The 18,681-nt window shown below is 59.3% G+C and carries 20 protein-coding genes; 12 read left to right on the plus strand and 8 right to left on the minus strand.

The features are described 5' to 3' along the window. Positions 1-203 precede the first annotated feature (203 nt). The gene (locus ACIQU2_RS26915; RefSeq protein WP_403145259.1) at positions 204-1,967 is read right to left on the minus strand and encodes a cation:proton antiporter; all 1,764 of its coding nucleotides are present in this window, start codon (positions 1,965-1,967) and stop codon (positions 204-206) included. Between the two features lie 205 nt (positions 1,968-2,172). On the opposite strand from ACIQU2_RS26915, the gene ACIQU2_RS26920 reads away from it, so the two are divergent. Continuing rightward, positions 2,173-2,655: an acyl-CoA thioesterase gene (locus ACIQU2_RS26920; RefSeq protein ID WP_074872148.1), complete on the plus strand. Its 483-nt coding sequence runs from the start codon at positions 2,173-2,175 to the stop codon at positions 2,653-2,655. 92 nt (positions 2,656-2,747) lie between these two features. Here ACIQU2_RS26920 and pdxY read toward each other — a convergent pair whose 3' ends face one another. Further along, entirely contained in the window at positions 2,748-3,620 is an 873-nt protein-coding gene (gene pdxY / locus ACIQU2_RS26925; RefSeq protein WP_403145262.1) for a pyridoxal kinase PdxY, read from the minus strand. 120 nt (positions 3,621-3,740) lie between these two features. Between pdxY and ACIQU2_RS26930 the strand changes: the two genes are divergently transcribed. Continuing rightward, complete coding sequence (locus ACIQU2_RS26930; RefSeq protein WP_348125050.1) at positions 3,741-4,154, plus strand: DUF3301 domain-containing protein; 414 nt, start codon at positions 3,741-3,743, stop codon at positions 4,152-4,154. Position 4,155: 1 nt separating this feature from the next. On the opposite strand, the gene ACIQU2_RS26935 is transcribed toward ACIQU2_RS26930, so the two are convergent. Further along, positions 4,156-5,127: a CobW family GTP-binding protein gene (locus ACIQU2_RS26935; RefSeq protein WP_403145266.1), complete on the minus strand. Its 972-nt coding sequence runs from the start codon at positions 5,125-5,127 to the stop codon at positions 4,156-4,158. Between the two features lie 27 nt (positions 5,128-5,154). On the opposite strand from ACIQU2_RS26935, the gene ACIQU2_RS26940 reads away from it, so the two are divergent. After that, positions 5,155-5,511 (plus strand): NADH:ubiquinone oxidoreductase, encoded by a 357-nt coding sequence (locus ACIQU2_RS26940; protein WP_347803308.1) that lies wholly within the window; start codon positions 5,155-5,157, stop codon positions 5,509-5,511. 4 nt (positions 5,512-5,515) lie between these two features. On the opposite strand, the gene ACIQU2_RS26945 is transcribed toward ACIQU2_RS26940, so the two are convergent. Together ACIQU2_RS26945 and zigA are read right to left on the minus strand one after the other, a co-directional pair. Then, positions 5,516-6,166 (minus strand): DUF1826 domain-containing protein, encoded by a 651-nt coding sequence (locus ACIQU2_RS26945; protein ID WP_403145269.1) that lies wholly within the window; start codon positions 6,164-6,166, stop codon positions 5,516-5,518. Then, positions 6,166-7,374 (minus strand): zinc metallochaperone GTPase ZigA, encoded by a 1,209-nt coding sequence (zigA, locus tag ACIQU2_RS26950; RefSeq protein WP_403145271.1) that lies wholly within the window; start codon positions 7,372-7,374, stop codon positions 6,166-6,168. The genes ACIQU2_RS26945 and zigA overlap by 1 nt, the downstream gene beginning before the upstream one ends. 143 nt (positions 7,375-7,517) lie before the next feature. On the opposite strand from zigA, the gene ACIQU2_RS26955 reads away from it, so the two are divergent. Beyond that, complete coding sequence (locus ACIQU2_RS26955; protein WP_403145274.1) at positions 7,518-7,895, plus strand: glutamine synthetase; 378 nt, start codon at positions 7,518-7,520, stop codon at positions 7,893-7,895. Here ACIQU2_RS26955 and ACIQU2_RS26960 read toward each other — a convergent pair. Next, complete coding sequence (locus ACIQU2_RS26960; RefSeq protein WP_403145276.1) at positions 7,892-9,088, minus strand: N-acetylmuramoyl-L-alanine amidase; 1,197 nt, start codon at positions 9,086-9,088, stop codon at positions 7,892-7,894. The genes ACIQU2_RS26955 and ACIQU2_RS26960 overlap by 4 nt on opposite strands. A gap of 86 nt (positions 9,089-9,174) precedes the next feature. Between ACIQU2_RS26960 and folE2 the strand changes: the two genes are divergently transcribed. Genes folE2 through ACIQU2_RS26995 form a run of 7 tightly spaced genes read left to right on the plus strand, consistent with a single transcriptional unit; the run spans position 9,175 to position 15,285 of the window. Beyond that, a complete protein-coding gene (gene folE2, locus ACIQU2_RS26965; RefSeq protein WP_403145279.1) occupies positions 9,175-10,071 on the plus strand; it encodes a GTP cyclohydrolase FolE2 in 897 nt (298 codons plus the stop codon). Continuing rightward, positions 10,068-10,736, plus strand: a complete 669-nt coding sequence (locus ACIQU2_RS26970; protein ID WP_403145282.1) for a metal ABC transporter ATP-binding protein — start codon at positions 10,068-10,070, stop codon at positions 10,734-10,736. Before folE2 ends, ACIQU2_RS26970 begins: the two co-directional genes overlap by 4 nt. Further along, on the plus strand, positions 10,736-11,602 hold the full coding sequence (locus ACIQU2_RS26975; RefSeq protein ID WP_403145284.1) for a metal ABC transporter permease: 867 nt from the start codon (positions 10,736-10,738) through the stop codon (positions 11,600-11,602). Before ACIQU2_RS26970 ends, ACIQU2_RS26975 begins: the two co-directional genes overlap by 1 nt. Positions 11,603-11,613: 11 nt before the next feature. Then, on the plus strand, positions 11,614-12,489 hold the full coding sequence (locus ACIQU2_RS26980) for a metal ABC transporter substrate-binding protein (protein ID WP_403145286.1): 876 nt from the start codon (positions 11,614-11,616) through the stop codon (positions 12,487-12,489). After that, positions 12,486-13,046 carry a DapH/DapD/GlmU-related protein gene (locus ACIQU2_RS26985; protein WP_046044954.1) on the plus strand — a complete coding sequence of 187 codons (561 nt, stop codon included), beginning with the start codon at positions 12,486-12,488 and terminating at the stop codon, positions 13,044-13,046. The genes ACIQU2_RS26980 and ACIQU2_RS26985 overlap by 4 nt, the downstream gene beginning before the upstream one ends. Before the next feature lie 2 nt (positions 13,047-13,048). Next, the gene (locus ACIQU2_RS26990; RefSeq protein WP_403145289.1) at positions 13,049-14,386 is read left to right on the plus strand and encodes a dihydroorotase; all 1,338 of its coding nucleotides are present in this window, start codon (positions 13,049-13,051) and stop codon (positions 14,384-14,386) included. Between the two features lie 17 nt (positions 14,387-14,403). Further along, a complete protein-coding gene (locus ACIQU2_RS26995; RefSeq protein WP_403145292.1) occupies positions 14,404-15,285 on the plus strand; it encodes a His/Gly/Thr/Pro-type tRNA ligase C-terminal domain-containing protein in 882 nt (293 codons plus the stop codon). 23 nt (positions 15,286-15,308) lie between these two features. On the opposite strand, the gene ACIQU2_RS27000 is transcribed toward ACIQU2_RS26995, so the two are convergent. Next, the gene (locus ACIQU2_RS27000) at positions 15,309-15,830 is read right to left on the minus strand and encodes a DUF3617 domain-containing protein (RefSeq protein WP_347803298.1); all 522 of its coding nucleotides are present in this window, start codon (positions 15,828-15,830) and stop codon (positions 15,309-15,311) included. 132 nt (positions 15,831-15,962) lie between these two features. Between ACIQU2_RS27000 and cls the strand changes: the two genes are divergently transcribed. After that, positions 15,963-17,402, plus strand: coding sequence for a cardiolipin synthase (gene cls, locus ACIQU2_RS27005; RefSeq protein WP_403145295.1), 1,440 nt, complete (start codon positions 15,963-15,965; stop codon positions 17,400-17,402). Here the strand turns inward: cls and cfaB are convergent. After that, positions 17,399-18,583, minus strand: coding sequence for a C17 cyclopropane fatty acid synthase CfaB (gene cfaB, locus ACIQU2_RS27010; protein ID WP_403145297.1), 1,185 nt, complete (start codon positions 18,581-18,583; stop codon positions 17,399-17,401). The genes cls and cfaB overlap by 4 nt on opposite strands. Positions 18,584-18,681 lie beyond the last annotated feature (98 nt).

The raw sequence follows: 18,681 nt of genomic DNA on the forward strand, positions 1-18,681 counted from the left end.
TACATAGATGCAACGGGGCGGCGGTTTTTCAAAAGCGGGTAGACAGTGGGGGCGAGTCCATACATAGCAGCTGGCGCAGCCTGCGTTCGGCTGCGAAGCAGCCGCTAATCAAGCAATGAGGTGTTTCAGGGTAACCGAGTCGTCAGGTTTTACGACTGCTTCGCAGCCGAACGCAGGCTGCGCCAGCTGCTACAAGTGCGATGTCAGTGGCCAGATGCATCCTTGTGGTTGTCCAGTGTTTCGAGCAACGCCACCTGCATGCGCGTGTGAACGCGGATGAACCAGCGCCAGAGTAGCGCCGCTACAGCGGCCGCGACGACGACGATCAGCACCAGCAACTTGTTGGTCGGCAGAATACTGGCCGACAAGGCTGCCAACAGCAGGAAAATCACCAGCAGCGAGAGGATCGGGATCACTTCGGCGATCACCCGACGCACTCGCTGCGTGTGGCGGCCGGCCATCTCCGGCTTCACGCCCATCTCCGCCAACAGCATCGAGAGCGCCTTGAGCTTGCGATAGGCGGCGATCAGGAACGGTAGCGACAACAGCAACGCCCCGCCCCAAATCAACGCTTTCTGCCAGCTCGGATTGCTGATCCAGTCTTGCAGGTAAGCGGACATGCGCTCGGCGAAATAAGCGCCCGAGAAGAAGATCGCAATCACCAGCGCCAGATTGACTCCCACCTGCAACAGAATTCGCCGAATCATCGATGCCAGCAGCGCGCCCTCGCCCTGAGGCTGGATGCTACGCAGCCATTCGCCGTACATCCCCAATACCCTGCCCAGTCGCTTCGGCATCACCGCGGCAAGCTTGACCGACAGCGGATCAGCCGCGCGGATCAGGTAGGGCGTCAGCAACGTGGTGATCACCGAGACGGCAACGGCGACCGGGTAAAGGAAGTTGCTGGTGACCTGCAACGTCATGCCCAGCGCCGCGATGATGAAAGAAAATTCGCCAATCTGCGAAAGCCCCATCCCGACTCGAAGTGAGGTGCGTCCATCATTGCCAGCGATAAAGGCGCCAAGGCCGCAAGAGAACATTTTGCCCAGCACCACGGCCACGGTGATCACCGCAATCGGCCATGCGTATTGCAGCAGGATCATCGGATCGAGCATCAGCCCAATGGCGACAAAGAAGATCGCACTGAACAGATCGCGAACCGGTTCGATCAAGCGCTCGATTTTCAGCAATTGCCGGGATTCAGCCATGATCGCGCCAATCAGGAAGGCACCGAGCACCATGCTGTACTCAAGTTTGACCACCAGCAAACAGAAGCCGAAACACAGGCCTAACACCGTGATCAGCAGCATTTCATTGCTTTCGAACTTCGCCACGTAAGCCAGCAATCGCGGCACCAACAGGATACCGATGACCAGCGCGACGATCATGAACAGCGAGAGCTTGCCGACCGTGGAAAATACTTCGCCGGAACTGACCGTGCCGCTGACCGCGATGCTCGACAGCAAGGCGATGATGCCGATGCCAAGGATGTCTTCAACGATCAGCACGCCGAAGATCAGCTGCGCAAAACGTTCGTTCTTCATCTTCAGATCGTTGAGCGCCTTGACGATGATGGTGGTCGAGGAAATCGCCAGGATCGCGCCAAGGAACAATGAGTCCATGGTGTTCCAGTCGAACCAGCGACCGATCTCGTAGCCGATCCAGATCATCAGCACGATTTCCAGAAACGCCGCGATGAACGCCGTGGCGCCGACCTTGAACAGCTTTCGCAGGCTGAACTCAAGGCCCAGACAGAACATCAGGAAAATCACCCCGAGTTCGGCGAGGGTCTTGATGGTTTCTTCGTCGTGGATAAAGCCGAACGGCGGGGTGTGCGGGCCGATGATGAAGCCGGCGACGATGTAGCCCAGCACCACAGGCTGTTTGAAGCGATGGAAAAGCACGGTCACCACACCTGCGACCAACATGATCACTGCCAGATCCTGAATAAAACTGATGGCATGCATGGTGTGGGGCTCCTTAAGTTGGACTTTTGGAGGGTAACACCGCGACTTCAGCCGGAAAGGCGGTGCAATATATGGAAACAGATCGATCCGGGCGTGACGGCAGCCACCCGCCCGGCGTCCCGATAACTGTTGGTTTGAAAAAGCTGACGAGGCCCCCGCAGAGGTGCCGCCCTCCCGAAATTCTGCCTTGAACCGTGAGAACGCTATGGAACCCGGAAACGCACAACTGTCGATGACGGTATTGATGACCCCCGACATGGCCAACTTCTCTGGCAATGTCCACGGCGGCACCTTACTCAAATACCTCGACGAAGTGGCCTACGCGTGCGCCAGCCGTTATGCCGGCCGCTACGTGGTGACCCTGTCGGTGGACCAGGTGATTTTCCGTGAGCCGATCCATGTCGGCGAACTGGTGACCTTTCTGGCCTCGGTGAACTACACCGGCAACACCTCCATGGAGGTGGGCATCAAGGTGGTGACCGAAAACATCCGCGAGCGCTCGGTGCGCCACACCAACAGCTGCTTCTTCACCATGGTCGCAGTGGATGACGACCGCAAACCGGCTGCTGTCCCGCCACTGCAACCGCAGAACAGCGAAGACAAACGCCGCTTCATGCAGGCCCAGCAACGTCGGCAGATTCGTCAGGAGCTGGAAAAGCGCTATCAGGACATCAAGGGCGACGCCTAAATCAAAAGATCGCAGCCTGCGGCAGCTCCTACGGGGTACGCGTTCCCGTGTAGGAGCTGCCGCAGGTTGCGATCTTTTCGCTGTGACCCCGATTACAAACTGATCGCCGTCGCCTCGAACCGCACCCGGGGATGGGCAATCCGGTCCTGAGCCCGTACCAGCTCCAGCTCATAGTTGGAGCAAGCCTGGGTTTCCAGCAGCACTTCATGCACCGCCGACGCGGCGAATTCGAAAGCCGCCACCAGGCTATCGCCCAACAGGACGCGAGCCAGAAACAGTCCGGAAGTCAGGTCGCCGACGCCCACGGGCTGACGCGGGAACGCCAGCAGCGGGCGGCGCAAATGCCAGCTGCCTTCGGCTGTCACCAGCAACATCTCGAAAACATCCGCCGGTTTACCGGGATAGTCCAGATGCTTGACCAGCACAGCCTTCGGACCGCGAGCCAGCAACGCTCGCGCCATGGACAGGCAATCGAACAACGATTGCGGCTTGCGCCCCGAAAAGCTGTCCAGCTCCAGCTGGTTCGGGCACATGAAGTCCGCCACGGCAGCCGCCTCCTCCAGCAGAAAATCGCTGACTTCCGCGGGCACGCTGCAACCCTTCTCCGGATGGCCCATCACCGGGTCACACAGATACAGTGCCTTGGGATTCATCGACTTGATCCGCGCCACCCCCGTCAGGATCGCCCGACCCTGGGCAGCACTGCCGAGATAGCCAGACAGCACGGCGTCGCAGTTGCCCAGTTCGCCAATCGCCGCGATGCCTTCGACCAGGTCGGGAATCTGATGCGGCGCCAGCACCTCACCGGCCCATTGGCCGTACTGGGTGTGGTTGGAGAACTGCACGGTATTGAGCGGCCAGACATTCACCCCGACCCGCTGCATCGGGAAAACCGCGGCGCTGTTGCCAGCGTGGCCGAACACCACGTGGGACTGGATGGCGAGCAGATGGGGCGTACGTTTCATGCGGTGGGTTTTCCGTCAAACGATTGAAATTCAAGCCGCGCAGTATGCGACTAAACGCAGCCTGTACGACAGACCGGCGACGCAGTTAAGCTGACACTATCTTGTTGGAGCAACGTGTTGATGCTGACCCTTGGAAATATCTTCGTCCTGATGCTGCTTGCCACCGGTGGCGCGTGGTTATGGCACAACCATGGCTTGCGCGAGCGCGCGCTGGAGCGGGTCAAGCTGCATTGCGCAAAGCTTGGAATCGAGCTGCTGGACGGCAACGTGGCCTTGAAGAAGATCGCGTTCATTAAAGACGCCAACGGCCGGCGGCGCCTCGCCCGTGTGTATAACTTCGAATTCACCGTGACCGGTGAAAGCCGTCACAACGGCACCATCACCCAGTTCGGCGCCCACAGTGCGCAGATTGAGCTGGCGCCCTACCCGATGCCGTTCGACGACACACCTGCGGTGGCCGATGTAGTAAAACCGCGCGCTGAGGTGATCGAGATGAGTCAGTGGCGGCAAGAACACACTAAATGGCGTCCTTGATTCAAGTCTTGCTCGACCGGCAGTCGGCTAGATCTCTTTGTAATGAATCAACATCCTGCGGCTCGCTGAAAATCAGCTCGATACGTGAATCACGCCGCCATTCGCTGGGCTGCCAGTCCAGCACCGGGTTTTCCAGCGCATTCGCCGAAACCCAACCGTCGACGCTGTGGATAACCAGTTTCGCCCGCCGCCAGGCAAGGCTTTCAAGCCAACGGCCAACGAGCATCGCATCGAAAGTCTGACTCGGATGCCAGCGCCACCCAACGCTCCAACCGCCCTCCTGTTCCTGACTCAAGCAAATTGGCAGCGCAGGATCGGTCCAGATGGCTGGCAGCTGTGCCAATCCTTTGGGCACAACGAAGTTATCCACACCCGCTACAGCCTGAACCCCAAGCCCTGGTAGCTCACTCAATGGCAACGCGGCTTGCTGCGTCCAGTACAACGGACGCGCCGGCAACTGTGCGGCGATTCGCTGGCGATCAGCGTCGTCGATATTTTCGGCTTTATTCATCAGCAACAACCCGGCGCTCTTGAGCGCTTCCTGTTGCGCCACCGGCAGCGCTTTGCCGGCAGCAAGTGCCTGGGCGTCCAGCACCAGCACGCAGGGTTGAACAGCCAACACGCCTTGCCACGGCGCCTCACTCAATTGCCTGAGCAATTGCGCCGGATGCCCCAGCCCGGAGGGCTCGATAAACAGCCGATCCGGCCGCGCCTTGCGCAGCAAACGTCCGAGGCCGATCTGAAACGGCGCGCCATTCACGCAACACAAACAGCCCCCGGCCACTTCACCCAGTGCGATACCATCGGCGTCCCGGGTCAGCAACGCAGCGTCGAGGCCGATCTGGCCGAACTCGTTGATCAGCACCGCCCAACGCTCATTTGCCGGCCGCTGCGCCAGCAGGTGCTTGATCAGGCTGGTCTTGCCGGCACCCAATGGGCCAGCAATGACGTGAGTGGGAATGTTCTGCAACATGATCGAAGTTTTCTGAGGAGGTCAAGGATGCGGTTGATGGGGTTGTCGGTGCTCTTGGCGCTCATGTCCGGCGACGCGCTGGCCCAGGCTTGCGTGGTACATAGCACGGCTGCGCGACTCGACGTGAAAATCTGCCAGCAGAACCGCAACATCCCGGAAAAGCTATTCGCCGATGGTTTCTGCCAGCCGAACCTTCCTGGCCAGAAAGTCGAAGTGCAGTACGTCGACCAATGCCCCACCGGCGCGTTCGGCGTGTGCAGCAACGCCCAAGTCGCCAATATGCCTTACCGGCAGGATATTCACTATTACGGCGTAGCCACGGATGCGGCGTATTTGAAGCCGTTTTGCGAAGCCCAGAGCCAGGGAACCTGGCTCAAACCGTGAGCCGCTAGCTCAGCCAGTCGAGCGTCAGGATCAGCCGCCGCTCACCGGACACAAGCTGTGGCGACCGGTGAATAAGGCCGAAGCCTTCGTTGCCATGCCATTTCTCGCCTTTGAGTAACGCGACTTCGCCGCTGGCGATCTGCTCGATCAGCGAATCGTCCTGGGGTTCGACTTCGGCTTTACCCAGTTGTCGGCGATCCATCGCACCTTCCTTCAGCCACTGGCTGCCGATCCCGCAATACGTGGTGATCAGCCGCACCGGAACGTGATCGACGTGGAAACGCGGGCACATGGCCTTGTCCAGGACCCGCAAGCGCAGGCCGACACGCTTGGCGCCCATCAAACAGGCGAAAGCACTGACCAGCCAGGAGACGTCAGCGATGAAACCTTCGTAACCTTCGAGATCGCTGAAACCTGAGGCTAATCCGTGAAGATTGGGTTCGGTGTCGTCGCTGGGCAGTTCCAGGACCCGCGACTCGGCTAACGGCTCGTTCAGGGACAGCAGCAAACGCCCGAAATCAGCGATGTGCGCCGGCAGTTGGCGCTGCCAAACAGCGAGGTTAACGCCGTCATCCAGTATTCGGGTCAGCGCTTGCGGCGTCTCAGCTTGAACCTGATAAATGATCGGCCGCAGTTTCAGACTGGGTGCCAACATCAGGCTGCCGCCTCTTCATGCCACGGGCCGAATGGATCTGGCAGTAAGCGCCAGCCCTCGACACCCAGCGCCATTTCATCGTCGGTCAGCAGGCAATTGTCGAGTTCGGCGGTGAGTTGCGCGAAGTCGATGTTCTGGCCGATGAACACCAGTTCCTGACGGCAATCGCCGGTGGCTGCAGTCCAGTTTTCCATGATCCCGGCCGTGCTTTCTTCGTCCTGCGGCCACTGGGTTTTCGGCACGAAACGCCACCAGCGCCCGGCGAAACCATGGCGCATCAATCCGCCGGCCTGGGACCAGCTACCGGCGTCCATGTGCTTGCTGGCCAGCCAGAAGAAGCCCTTGGAGCGCAGCAGTTTGCCGTTCACCCACGGGCGGTCGATGAAGCTGAAAAAGCGCTGCGGATGAAACGGTCGGCGTGCTCGGTAGGCTGTCGAGGCGATGCCGTATTCCTCGGTTTCGGGCACGTGTTCGCCACGCAATTCCTGTAGCCAGCCCGGCGCCTGAGCGGCCTTCTCGAAGTCGAAACGACCGGTATTCAGGATCTTCGCCAAGGGAATTTCGCCCATGACCATCGGGATGATTTCCGCCTGGGCGTTAAGCCGCTCAAGGATCGCGATCAGCTCCTGGCGTTCGCTGCTGCTGATCAAGTCGATCTTGCTGATCAGAATCACGTCGGCGAATTCGATCTGCTCGATCAACAGGTCGGTGATCGAGCGTTCGTCTTCCTCGCCCAAGGTTTCACCACGGGAAGCGAGACTTTCGGCAGCCTCATAGTCGAGCAGGAAGTTCATGCCATCGACCACGGTGACCATGGTGTCGAGCCGGGCGATGTCCGCCAGGCTCTGCCCTTCTTCATCGCGGAAGGTGAAGGTTTCCGCCACGGGCAGCGGCTCGGAAATTCCGGTGGATTCGATCAACAAATAATCAAAGCGACCCTCCTTGGCGAGTTTACTCACCTCTTCCAGCAAGTCTTCGCGCAAGGTGCAGCAGATGCATCCATTGCTCATCTCCACCAGTTTTTCTTCCGCACGATTCAGGGTGACATCGCGCTGAACTTCACCGCCATCAATGTTGATTTCGCTCATATCATTGACGATCACGGCGACGCGCAGGTTGTCGCGATTGCGCAGCACGTAGTTGAGCAGCGTGCTTTTGCCAGCGCCGAGAAAGCCCGACAGGACGGTTACGGGGAGACGATTGGGCATCAGGTATTCCTCACAGAGATGCCCGGTCGCAGTGTCGGGCATAATTTGATGTTATAGTATAACAACACAATCAAGCCACTCTCCTCTTGCCCACGATGACAAAGGGCACGATGCTCAAGCCCGTTCGGTCCGTGAGAAATCCTATGCGTGTCGCCCTGAAAATAATGCTGATGAGCGTTTCGTTGCTGATTGCTGTCGACGCCTGGGCGCAAATCCCGAGCCTGGCCAAATGCACCCGAAGCGCCAATCTGCTGGCCTGCGTGGATGGCGACGGCAATGCCTACAGCGTCAACACCGTCGGGAGCACGATCTATTTGCGGGGCTTCGAAGCGGCCGGAAAACGCCACTGGGCACAGACCAACAGTCGCTACGGACAACTCACGTTTTTCACTGGGCTCGCTTCCGATGGCGAGGCCTGGGTCGGCTACAACCGTCGCGTCGGCTGGACCACCATCAATCGGTTTTCCAGTTCTGGTGGCAGCAGCGGCAAGTTCACCTGTAGCCGAATTGCGGGATGTTAGGCTTGGGATTTTTTTTGCTCTTGCTGCCAAGCGATGTAACTGTTTACCGGCGGATTTTTCTGGAAGTAGCGCTGTAACCCTTCGAACAAGCCATCGGCTACGGCCTGCTGATGGCGCGCGGTGACCAGTCGCTGACTGTCGCGAGCGTTGGAGATGAAGGCGGTTTCCACCAGGATCGACGGCACGTCCGGCGACTTCAGCACCGCAAATCCCGCTTGTTCCACGCGCTTCTGATGCAGCGTGGTGATGCCCGCCAGACTGCCGAGCACCGAGCTGCCCAACTGCAAACTGGCGGCGATGGTCGCGTTCATCGACATGTCGAGAATGACCCCGGCGAGCATCGGGTCCTTGTCTTTGAGATTAAGCAGGTTGGTAGCCCCCAGCAGGTCCGCGCCGTTCTCCCGTTGCGCCATGAAGCGTGCCGTGGCGGAAGTCGCTCCACCTTCAGACAAGCAATACACGGAGGCGCCTGACGCGGTGAGACGCGGCGCCGCGTCCGCGTGCACCGAGATGAACATGTCGGCGTTGTGCTTGCGGGCAATCTCCACGCGTTTACGCAGCGGTACGAAGAAGTCGTCGTTGCGCACCAGTTTCACGTCGAAGCCCTTCTCGCGCTTCAGCCGCTTGGCCAACAACTGGGCGATAGACAACACCACGTCTTTCTCACGTTCACCTTTGGCGCCGACCGCACCGGGGTCTTTGCCGCCGTGACCAGGGTCGACTACGACGATGATGTCGCGCTTGGAGTGAGCCTTGTCGACGGACGCCTTGGGCGAAGCCGCCATTTGTATCGGTGAAGCAGTGTTCAGATCAAGCACCAGTCGATGACCCTGACCGTCCTGTGGCGGCAGCAAAAAACTGGCGAGCTGCACCGGGCCGCTGAGGTCGAGGACGATTCGCGTATCGCCCTGGCCGAAGGGCCCGGAGCGTATCGAGCGAATCACGGTGTTGCTGAGCGCCAACTGACAGAAGTCGCCACTGAGGTTGGCACCACTCAGATCGATGATCAGCCGTTCGGGGGCGCTCAAGGAAAACGTCTTGTATTGCACCGGCCCGCTCAGATCGAACACCAATCGCAGCTTGTCATCCGAACGCCAGAGCCGCGCATTGCGAATCTGTGTGGCCGAGACGCCAAACGGTAAAGCGAAGGCCGCGCTGGCCAGGATCAAGTTCAACAACTGACGTCTGTGCATGATGAAAGCCTGTTCATAAAAAAGGCATGGTTGATTTTAATGTAATAACATAACATGTAGAATCGACTCCCACGATGGACCTGCTCATGAATGCGCTGACTCTGCCGGATATCGCCGCGCAGGCCTCACGCCAAGCCCTGCCACTCGACTGGGTGGGCATGTGCGGCATTGCTCTTCCTGTTTTATTCGATGGCCAACGACTGAGTGCGAAAGCCGACGCCGGCGTTAGCCTCGATGATGGAGAGGCGCGCGGGATTCATATGTCACGGCTGTATTTGGCGCTGGAAATACTTGAGCAAGAAAACCTGACACCTGCCTTGTTGCGGCGAGTTTTGCAAAGTTTTCTCGAGACTCATGAAGGATTGTCCAGCAGCGCGTACTTAAAAATACACACCGATTTACTGCTCAAAAGACCGGCGCTGGTCAGTCCATTGGCCGGCTGGAAAACCTATCCAGTGAGCATCGAAGCACGTTTGAAAAACGCTATGTTCCACGTGGAACTAAAAATCGACGTGCCTTATTCCTCGACCTGTCCGTGTTCGGCCGCGCTTTCCCGGCAATTGATTCAGCAGCAATTCGTCGATGACTTCGCCAACAAGCCGCTGCAACATGCCGATGTGTTGGCTTGGCTCGGCTCCACAAAAGGCATCGTCGCAACGCCTCACAGCCAACGGAGCAATGCGAAATTGCGGCTTCGAGTGGACGACTATCTGGATGACTTACCGCTGATCGCGATCATCAACGACGCCGAAGCGGCCCTCGGCACCGCCGTACAAACCGCCGTAAAACGCGCCGACGAACAAGCCTTCGCGTTGGCCAACGGTCAAAACCTGATGTTCTGCGAAGACGCCGCACGACGTTTGAACCTGGCGCTAAAACGCTCACCCGGCATCAACGCCTTCCACATACGAGTCGTCCACGCAGAAAGTCTTCACGCGCACGATGCGGTCGCCGAAAGTCGCTGGAACTGGGAGGCCGCATGATTCATTGCCAAGCCTTGCGTTGGGGTGCACCCGGCCAGCCACTGACTCCTACCGTGGATTTCGAACTGGCCAAAGGAAGTCTCACCGCCGTAATCGGTGCCAACGGTTCGGGTAAAAGCAGCCTGCTGAAAGTCATCGCGGGCTTGCAAAAACCGCTGACCGGCAAAGTCATCCTGGATGTTCAACGCAAGGGCAAGCTGTCGTTCCTACCCCAGCAACAACACTTGGACCGCCAATTCCCCATCAGCTTGCAAGAGCTAGTGGCCGCCGGTTTCTGGGGTAGCACGCAGTCTCCCGAGATACGCAGACAACGCCTCAAAGCCGTCCTGGAAAACTGGTGTCTGAGCGGACTGGAACAGCGCCCATTGATGGCCTTGTCCGGCGGCGAATTACAGCGTGCCCTGCTCGCCCGTTTGAGCCTCGCCGACGCACCATTGCTATTGCTCGACGAACCCCACGCCGCCCTCGACGAACTCGGCCAAGCGCTGCTCTGGACACACATCCACGCCTGGCATGCCGAAGGCCGAACCCAGGTGATCGTGTGCCATGACCTGGCCGCCGTTCGCCAATACATTCCCCAAACATTGCTGATCAAAAGCACCGGCTGCGTCCTTGGGTCGAGCGTTGATCTGATCCATCAACAACCACATACGCGGGTGGCCTGATGCTCGCTGCCGCTCATCTTTGGCAACCGTTCCACGAGTTCGTGTTCATGCGGCGAGCGCTTCTCGGCGGGTTGGTTCTGGCATGCAGCACCGCACCGTTGGGCGTGTTTTTGATCCTGCGACGCATGAGCCTGATCGGCGACGCTGTGGCTCACGGCATTCTGCCGGGGGCTGCATTGGGCTTCTGGTTTGCCGGATTGAGTCTGCCGGCGCTGACCGTCGGCGGCCTCGGTGCCGGTCTCGGCATGGCCGGACTCGCCGCCTGGATCACCCGTCGCACCGGCCTGCGAGAAGACGCCAGCCTCGCCGCGATCTACCCGATCTCCCTTGCCTGCGGGGTGCTGATCCTCGGCATCGCCGGCAAACGTCTGGACCTGTTGCATCTGTTGTTTGGCTCGGCACTGGCGGTCGATGGCCCGACGCTGACCGGCATGCTGTGGGTCTCCGGCTTCAGCCTGATCGCCATGGCGTTCATCTACAAACCGCTGTTGCTGGACACCCTCGACCCACTCTTTCTGCAAACCGTCAGCCGACTCGGCCCTCTGGCTCACGGCGTATTTCTAACCCTGGTGGTGCTGAACCTGGTGATCGGTTTTCAAGCCATCGGTGCGCTGATGGTCGTCGGTTTGATGATGTTGCCCGCCGCCGCGTCGCGCTTCTGGAGTCGTCGCTTGCCGACATTAATGGCCATCGCCGCCCTGCTCGGCTGCCTCTCGGTGTGGCTCGGACTGTTGCTGTCGTTCTACTACTCGCTCCCCAGTGGCCCGGCGATCGTGCTGGTGGCTGGCGGTTTGTATCTGCTGTCCGTGGTGTTCGGACCGGTGCACGGTTTGCTGCGCCGCCCGCCTTTGCTCACATCCCAATGAGGTGTTACCCGATGCGCGTTTTGCTCGTGCTGTTCAGTTTGATGCTGTCGATGTCGCTGTCTGCTGCGGAAAAACTTCAGGTAGTCACCAGTTTCAGCATCCTCGCCGACATGACCCATCAAGTCGGCGGCGACCATATCCAGATCACCAACATGGTCGGCCCGGATGCCGATGCTCACACGTACGAGCCGACGCCGGACGACGCCAAGGGGTTGCTCAAAGCCAAACTCATTATCAAAAACGGCTTGGGTTTCGAGCCATGGCTGGACCGTCTGGTGACCAGCACCGAGACCAAAGCGCCAGTGATCAGCGCGAGCCACGGCGTCATCCCGCGCTCCCTGGATGAAGATGGCGAGACGATTCCCGACCCGCACGCGTGGCACAATCTGGCGAACGCTGACCTGTATGTCAGCAACATCACCAAGGCGCTGATCGCCGCCGACCCGACGAATAAAAACGACTACGAACGCAACAGTCAGGCCTACCTGAAACAGATCTACGCGCTGCTTGCCGAAGCCAAGGCCAAACTCGGTTTACTGCCACCGGGCAATCGCAAAATCGTGACGTCCCATGACGCCTTCGGTTATCTCGGTCAGGCTTACGGCATCGACTTCATGGCGCCTCAAGGCCTGTCCACTGAGCGCGAACCGTCAGCCGCCGAAGTCGCCGCACTGATCACCCAGATACGCCAGGCCAAGGTCAAAGCGGTGTTCATGGAAAACATCAAGGATGCACGCCTGCTCAAGCAGATTGCCGATGAAAGCGGCGCGCACATCGGTGGCACGTTGTACTCCGATGCGCTCGCGGAGACCGGTCCGGCCAGCACCTTCGTCGGGTTGTTCGAGTACAACCTCAACACCCTCTACGACGCGTTGAGCAAGCCATGATCCGCAAGAATCCTTCCGGTGATTTGCCGGTGATAGCGGAATCTGCCTACGTGGACAAAACCGCCATCATCTGCGGCAAAGTGGTGATCGGCGAGAACGTCTTCGTCGGTCCTTACGCGGTGATTCGTGCCGACGAAGTGGATGCCTCAGGCGAGATGGAGCCGATCACCATCGGCGCCAACTCGAACATCCAGGATGGCGTGGTGATCCACTCCAAGTCCGGCGCGGCAGTGACCATCGGCGAGTTCAGTTCGATCGCCCACCGCTCGATCGTTCATGGTCCGTGCAAGGTTGGCGACCGGGTGTTTATCGGTTTCAACAGCGTGCTGTTCAACTGCGTCGTCGGTGACGGTTGCGTGGTGCGGCACAACTCGGTGGTCGATGGCCGCGACTTGCCCGAAGACTTCTACGTGCCCTCCACCACCCGCATCGGCCCAAAGACAGATCTGTCGCAGTTCCCACCGGTGAGCGTCAGCGCCTCGGAGTTTTCCGAGGACGTGGCGCGTACCAACGTCGACCTGGTGCGTGGCTACAAAGCCCTGCAGAACGAGTTCTGACCATGAGCAGCGTGCTGATTCGCAATGCCCGGCTGGTGAATGAAGGCCGTGAGTTTGACGGTGATCTGTTGGTGAGCAACGGTCGAATCGTGAAGATCGCCAGCAGCATCCACGGTGAAAATGCCGACCTGGAAATCGAAGCACAAGGGCAATGGCTGCTGCCCGGAATGATCGACGACCAAGTGCACTTCCGCGATCCAGGCGCGCCAGACAAAGGCAGCTTCTACACCGAATCCCGAGCCGCCGTGGCTGGCGGCATCACCAGCTTCATGGACATGCCCAACACCAATCCGGCGACCCTGACCCTCAGCGCACTGGCCGACAAAAAGCGTCGAGCGGCGATCAGTTCCGTCGCTAATTACGGCTTTCATTTCGGCGTGAGTAACGACAATCTCGACACCATCGCCGCGCTGAATCCCTGTGAAGTAGCCGGCGTCAAAGTGTTCATGGGCGCTTCGACCGGCAACATGCTGGTCGATGACCCTCAGATTCTCGAGCGGTTATTCGCCGAGGTGCCGACCCTTTTGTTGGCCCACTGCGAACACACGCCCAGTATCGACGCCAACGCCGCGAACCTGCGCGACTTGTTCGGCGAACACATTCCAGCGGCGGCCCACCCGCTGATCCGCAACGCCGAGGCGTGCTTTCGCTCCTCCTCAATGGCCGTGGACCTCGCCAGGCGTCACGGCACCCGACTGCATGTTCTGCACCTGACCACCGCCCGCGAACTGGCGTTGTTCGAAGACAAGCCGCTCGCCCAGAAACGCATCACCGCCGAAGTCTGCCTGCACCACTTGCTGTTCGATGACCGGGATTACCCGAGCCTCGGCAACCTGATCAAGTGCAACCCGGCGATCAAAACCCAGGCGGACCGCGATGCCTTGCGCGAAGCATTGCTGAGCCATCGGCTCGACGTGATCGGCAGCGATCACGCGCCTCACACCTGGGATGAAAAACAGCGGCTATACAGCCAGGCGCCTGCCGGCTTACCGTTGGTGCAACATGCCCTGCCCGCGCTGCTGGAATTGGTCGCGGATGAAGTTCTGCCGATCACCACGCTCGTGGCCAAGACCAGTCATCGCGTCGCCGATCTGTTCGCCATTCCCGACCGCGGTTATCTGCGCGAAGGCTATTGGGCCGACCTCGTTCTGATCAAACCCGAACCCGGCGGTGTCGCCGTGTCCCAGCAGCCGATCCTGTCTCAATGCGGCTGGACACCTTTTGCCCGACAGCGTTTTCGCCACAGCGTCGGCAGCACGATCGTGTCGGGACAAATTGCCTGGCACGACAAACGTCTTAATGACAACTGTCAGGTATTACCTCTACGGTTTATGCGCTAGCACTGGAGAGCACCGACATGATTCACATCACCCTTAGCGACGGTTCATTGCGTGAATACGACCGGCCACTGTCGGTGTACGAGTTCGCCGCGAGTATCGGATCCGGACTGGCAAAAGCGGCGGTGGCCGGCCGAGTGGACGGCATCTTGGTGGACTGTGAGTTCATGATCGAGGCCGATGCCCGGGTCAACATCGTCACGCCTCAAGAGCCCGATGGGCTGGAGATCCTGCGACGCTCCTGTGCACTGATGCTGGCCATGGCCCTCAAGCAACTCCATCCACAGGTGCAACTGCACGCAGGAACGGTGCTGGGCGACGGGTTCTTTTATGAATTTTCTGCCGAGCGATCCCTAACGCAGGCAGATCTGCCACTGATCGAAGCGCGCATGCAGGCTCTGGCGGCGACCAATCACTCGATCCGCCGTCAAGGGAAGACGCAGCTGTACCGCTTGGGGAACTTCGAGTCTACGACAGTTGGCCCGCATGTCCCCGCGACCAGAGTGCTGCAAGCGTTCACCCTCGACCACATCAGCGGGACGTTGCAGCAGCGGATTTATGGTACGTGCTGGCCCTGCCAACAGGAGCTGGAAAACTGGCGGACGCCGCCACACGTCATCATCGTCAGCATGGACGAACGTCAGGCAGATTACGCGCAATCGGTGACGGAGGCATTGCGCCGAAGTGGCGTGCGCGCCCGCGCGGATCTGCGTCACGAGAAAGTCCGTCAAAAAATTCGCGAGCACAGTCAGCATGTACCGTATCTGGTGGTGATCGGGGAGAAAGAAAAGGAAGGCGGGTTTGTCAGTGTGCGCAGCCGCACTGGGAAGGATTTCGGCAGGATGAGCGTTGAGACGGTGTGTGAGTGGTTGAATCAGGCCCGCTCCTACACGGTCATGTAGGGCGCGGGCCTGCTGGCGAGCCTTTAAGCTCTCGGCTTGACGGTCCCGCAATCCTGCCCCAACCACACGGCGCGGCTATCGAGGCTGCCCTTCTGCTGAATGCCGGTGGCGTTGAACGTGCCATTAACCTTGGTGGTGAACTCACGATCACTGAGGAAAGTGGCGACACCAGTGCCCTGCGCTTTCGGACAGCTGAAGCGGAATTTCCACTGATTCCCGGTGCGGTCAGTGATTTCCTGCTTGCAACCCGACTGTGGATCGGTCAGCGGAATGTCGTCGCTCTTCACCTGTTCCGGCGTCAGGCAAGCCCGAATCCCCTTGCCGCCCATGGTGATGCCCTGCTTCTCCAGCTGCGCACGCTGTGCCGGGGTCATCTGGCTCTGTATCTGGCCAAGGATCAGCTGCAAATCCGGGAGATTCTGGTCATCGACCTTCATGTTGCTTGTGGTCATTTCCCACAAACCAGGCTGCAGCATCTGCGCCTGAGCGGCCACAGGAAGTGACAAACCAATAGCCATGGCCAAACCCAGCAGACGAACGTTCATCGAGTAACTCCTGATCAGTAGTGGCCGTTAGACGTCAGCCAGCGGCTTCGGTTCATGGGCCAATTAAATAGCGACATTCTGCACGGAACATGGTCTGTTAAGCATTGAATCTTCAGGAGCAAGGCTGCCCCCATGGATTACTTTGGACCGCATATTTTCGGCTACATGATTGCACTGCTTCACACGTTGGGCCTGATCGCTGCCATCCACGCCGTGCTCACCGTCCGGACCGCCCAGGGATCGATCGCCTGGGCCCTGTCGTTGCTGTTTATTCCCTACCTCACGCTCATCCCCTATCTAGTCTTCGGCCGCAGTACCTTCGATGGTTACATCAAGGCTCGGCGCCAGGCCAACGAAGAAATGCGCAAGGCTATCTCAGAGCTGAACTGGCGCCCTTGGGTAGAAGAGGCGCTGACCGCTCGCGCCTCAAGTGCTTACGCGTCCTTGAGGGCCATGCCGAAACTGGGGCGCATGCCGTGCCTGGCGAATAACGAAGTGCGTTTGCTGATCAACGGCCAGGCCACCTTCAACGCCATTTTTGAAGCCATCAGCAACGCGAAGGAAGCGGTGCTGATTCAGTTTTTCATCATTCACGACGATCGCCTCGGTCAACGCCTGCAAACCTTGCTACTGCAGAAAGCCGCCGAAGGCGTGGCGGTTTATTTATTGTACGACCGCATCGGCAGCCATTCCCTGCCTCACAGTTACGTGCAGCCGCTGCGCGATGCCGGCGTCGAGGTCAAAGCCTTTGCCACCCGCAGCGGCTGGCTCAACCGCTTCCAGGTCAACTTCCGCAACCACCGCAAGATTGTGGTGGTCGATGGAATGCTGGGTTTCGTCGGTGGGCATAACGTCGGCGACGAATACATGGGCGAGAAACCACCCCTCGCCCCGTGGCGCGATACCCATGTGCAAGTACGCGGGCCGGTGGTTGCCTGCATGCAGGAATCTTTCGCTGAAGACTGGTTTTGGGCTGCCCGCTCATTGCCGCCGCTGATCCTGCCGGACGTTTACCCGGACGACGGCGTGCTCTGCCAATTGCTCGCCAGCGGTCCGGCGGATTCCTACGAAACCTGTTCGTTATTCTTCGTCGAAGCCATCCATGCGGCAACCGAGCGGGTGTGGATCACCAGCCCTTATTTCATCCCCGACGAAGCCGTGTTCGCTGCGTTAAGGCTGGCGGCTATGCGTGGCATAGATGTGCGGCTGCTGCTGCCCTCACGACCGGACCACCGGATCGTCTACGCCGCCTCCAGCCTTTATGCCTTCGAGGCCGTGCGCGCTGGCGTGCGGGTGTTCCGCTACGAGCCTGGCTTCCTGCATCAGAAAGTGGTGTTGATCGACAGCGAAATCAGCGCCATTGGCAGTGCCAATCTGGACAACCGCTCGTTCCGGCTGAATTTTGAAGTGATGTTGTTGACGGTCGACAGCACGTTTGCCGCCGAAGTAGAACAGATGCTCAACGATGACTTCGCCCAGGCTCACGAGATCGCCAAAGAAGAAAGCCGGGAGACCCGCCGCCTGCAACAGGTCGGCATGCGGATCGCCCGGCTTATTTCACCGATTCTTTAAGGTGTATAGATATCGTCGCGAGTCCATGGCAGTTCATGGCTGCCATCGGGGTGGGCTTTCACCGCGAGAATCTGATGCAGATTGATCCAGCCCTTGGCGAACGCGTAAGCGCATCCCGCCAGGTACAGCCGCCAGATCCGTAAGGCCTGCTCTGGTACCAGCCTGGAAGCCGCTTCCAGATTGTCTTCCAGGCGTTCGCTCCAATGGTCCAGGGTACGCGCGTAGTGCAGGCGCAGACTCTCGACGTCGACGATCTCCAGCCCTGCTTCGCTGATCTCGGCAGAGATCATCGCCAGATGCGGCAGCTCGCCATTGGGGAACACATACTTCTCGATGAATTCACCGAAACCGCGCCCCACTGGACGGCCATCGATGTGCTTGGCGGTGATCCCGTGGTTCATCACCAGGCCGCCCTCTTTCACCGCACCGAACAAGGTTTTGCAGTACTCGGCCAGATTGGCGTGGCCAACGTGTTCGAACATGCCGACACTGACCACTTTGTCGAAGCGACCGTCCTGAGGCAAGTCGCGGTAGTCGAGCAGTTGCAGTTCGACCAGATCGTCCAGGCCTTCGGCCGTCACGCGCTCACGGGCAAGTTCCAATTGCTCTTTACTGAGTGTGATCCCGAACACCTTCGCGCCACACTCCCGCGCGGCATACCGTGCCAGTCCGCCCCAGCCGCAACCGACATCCAGCAGGTATTCACCTGGTTGCAGCCGCAGTTTGCGGCACAGGTGGCGGAATTTGGCTTGTTGGGCTTGCTCCAGCGTTTCACTGCCAGTCTCGAAATAAGCGCAGGAATACGCCATGTCGCTGTCGAGCCACAGCTGATAAAACGCGTTGGAAAGGTCGTAGTGGTAGGAAATCGCCTTGGCGTCGGTCTCCTTGTCGTGAGCAGTGCGCACTGGCTGACTATCCTGGTCTCCGAGCAACGCCTGGGTCCATTCATCACAGACGCGAATCACCTCGCTGATGGAACCTTCCAGCTCAAGTTTGCCTTCGACAAACGCCGTCCCGAGCGCGTCCAGGCTTGGATGAGTGAACTGGGTAACCATTTGTGGGTCCTTGACCACAATCGTGACGCTGGGCGTCGGCCCCAGATTGAATTCATGGCCGTCCCAGAGTCGCAGGCGTAGAGGTAACTGCAGATTCTGTAAGGCCGGAGGAAGGTGCTCGAGCATGGAGAGTCCCCTTGTTTCAGACGTCTGATGTGAGGGTAGACCATCCTGTAAAAATAGCTGGCTATCGATTTAATAGCCGTTTCTATGATTCGTAGCGT

Source organism: Pseudomonas sp. NPDC098740 (assembly GCF_044760065.1).
In the GTDB taxonomy this organism is placed as follows: Bacteria; Pseudomonadota; Gammaproteobacteria; order Pseudomonadales; family Pseudomonadaceae; genus Aquipseudomonas; species Aquipseudomonas rossensis.

Excerpts from the sequence above, each read along its gene's own strand:
- ACIQU2_RS26960 (WP_403145276.1), bottom strand. The coding sequence starts at position 9,088 with ATGCACAGACGTCAGTTGTTGAACTTGATCCTGGCCAGCGCGGCCTTC.
- ACIQU2_RS26980 (WP_403145286.1), top strand. The coding sequence starts at position 11,614 with ATGCGCGTTTTGCTCGTGCTGTTCAGTTTGATGCTGTCGATGTCGCTG.
- pdxY (WP_403145262.1), bottom strand. The coding sequence starts at position 3,620 with ATGAAACGTACGCCCCATCTGCTCGCCATCCAGTCCCACGTGGTGTTC.
- ACIQU2_RS26975 (WP_403145284.1), top strand. The coding sequence starts at position 10,736 with ATGCTCGCTGCCGCTCATCTTTGGCAACCGTTCCACGAGTTCGTGTTC.
- cls (WP_403145295.1), top strand. The coding sequence starts at position 15,963 with ATGGATTACTTTGGACCGCATATTTTCGGCTACATGATTGCACTGCTT.
- ACIQU2_RS26970 (WP_403145282.1), top strand. The coding sequence starts at position 10,068 with ATGATTCATTGCCAAGCCTTGCGTTGGGGTGCACCCGGCCAGCCACTG.
- ACIQU2_RS26955 (WP_403145274.1), top strand. The coding sequence starts at position 7,518 with ATGCGTGTCGCCCTGAAAATAATGCTGATGAGCGTTTCGTTGCTGATT.
- folE2 (WP_403145279.1), top strand. The coding sequence starts at position 9,175 with ATGAATGCGCTGACTCTGCCGGATATCGCCGCGCAGGCCTCACGCCAA.
- zigA (WP_403145271.1), bottom strand. The coding sequence starts at position 7,374 with ATGCCCAATCGTCTCCCCGTAACCGTCCTGTCGGGCTTTCTCGGCGCT.
- cfaB (WP_403145297.1), bottom strand. The coding sequence starts at position 18,583 with ATGCTCGAGCACCTTCCTCCGGCCTTACAGAATCTGCAGTTACCTCTA.
- ACIQU2_RS26985 (WP_046044954.1), top strand. The coding sequence starts at position 12,486 with ATGATCCGCAAGAATCCTTCCGGTGATTTGCCGGTGATAGCGGAATCT.
- ACIQU2_RS26990 (WP_403145289.1), top strand. The coding sequence starts at position 13,049 with ATGAGCAGCGTGCTGATTCGCAATGCCCGGCTGGTGAATGAAGGCCGT.
- ACIQU2_RS26920 (WP_074872148.1), top strand. The coding sequence starts at position 2,173 with ATGGAACCCGGAAACGCACAACTGTCGATGACGGTATTGATGACCCCC.
- ACIQU2_RS26930 (WP_348125050.1), top strand. The coding sequence starts at position 3,741 with ATGCTGACCCTTGGAAATATCTTCGTCCTGATGCTGCTTGCCACCGGT.
- ACIQU2_RS26915 (WP_403145259.1), bottom strand. The coding sequence starts at position 1,967 with ATGCATGCCATCAGTTTTATTCAGGATCTGGCAGTGATCATGTTGGTC.
- ACIQU2_RS27000 (WP_347803298.1), bottom strand. The coding sequence starts at position 15,830 with ATGAACGTTCGTCTGCTGGGTTTGGCCATGGCTATTGGTTTGTCACTT.
- ACIQU2_RS26945 (WP_403145269.1), bottom strand. The coding sequence starts at position 6,166 with ATGTTGGCACCCAGTCTGAAACTGCGGCCGATCATTTATCAGGTTCAA.
- ACIQU2_RS26995 (WP_403145292.1), top strand. The coding sequence starts at position 14,404 with ATGATTCACATCACCCTTAGCGACGGTTCATTGCGTGAATACGACCGG.
- ACIQU2_RS26940 (WP_347803308.1), top strand. The coding sequence starts at position 5,155 with ATGCGGTTGATGGGGTTGTCGGTGCTCTTGGCGCTCATGTCCGGCGAC.
- ACIQU2_RS26935 (WP_403145266.1), bottom strand. The coding sequence starts at position 5,127 with ATGTTGCAGAACATTCCCACTCACGTCATTGCTGGCCCATTGGGTGCC.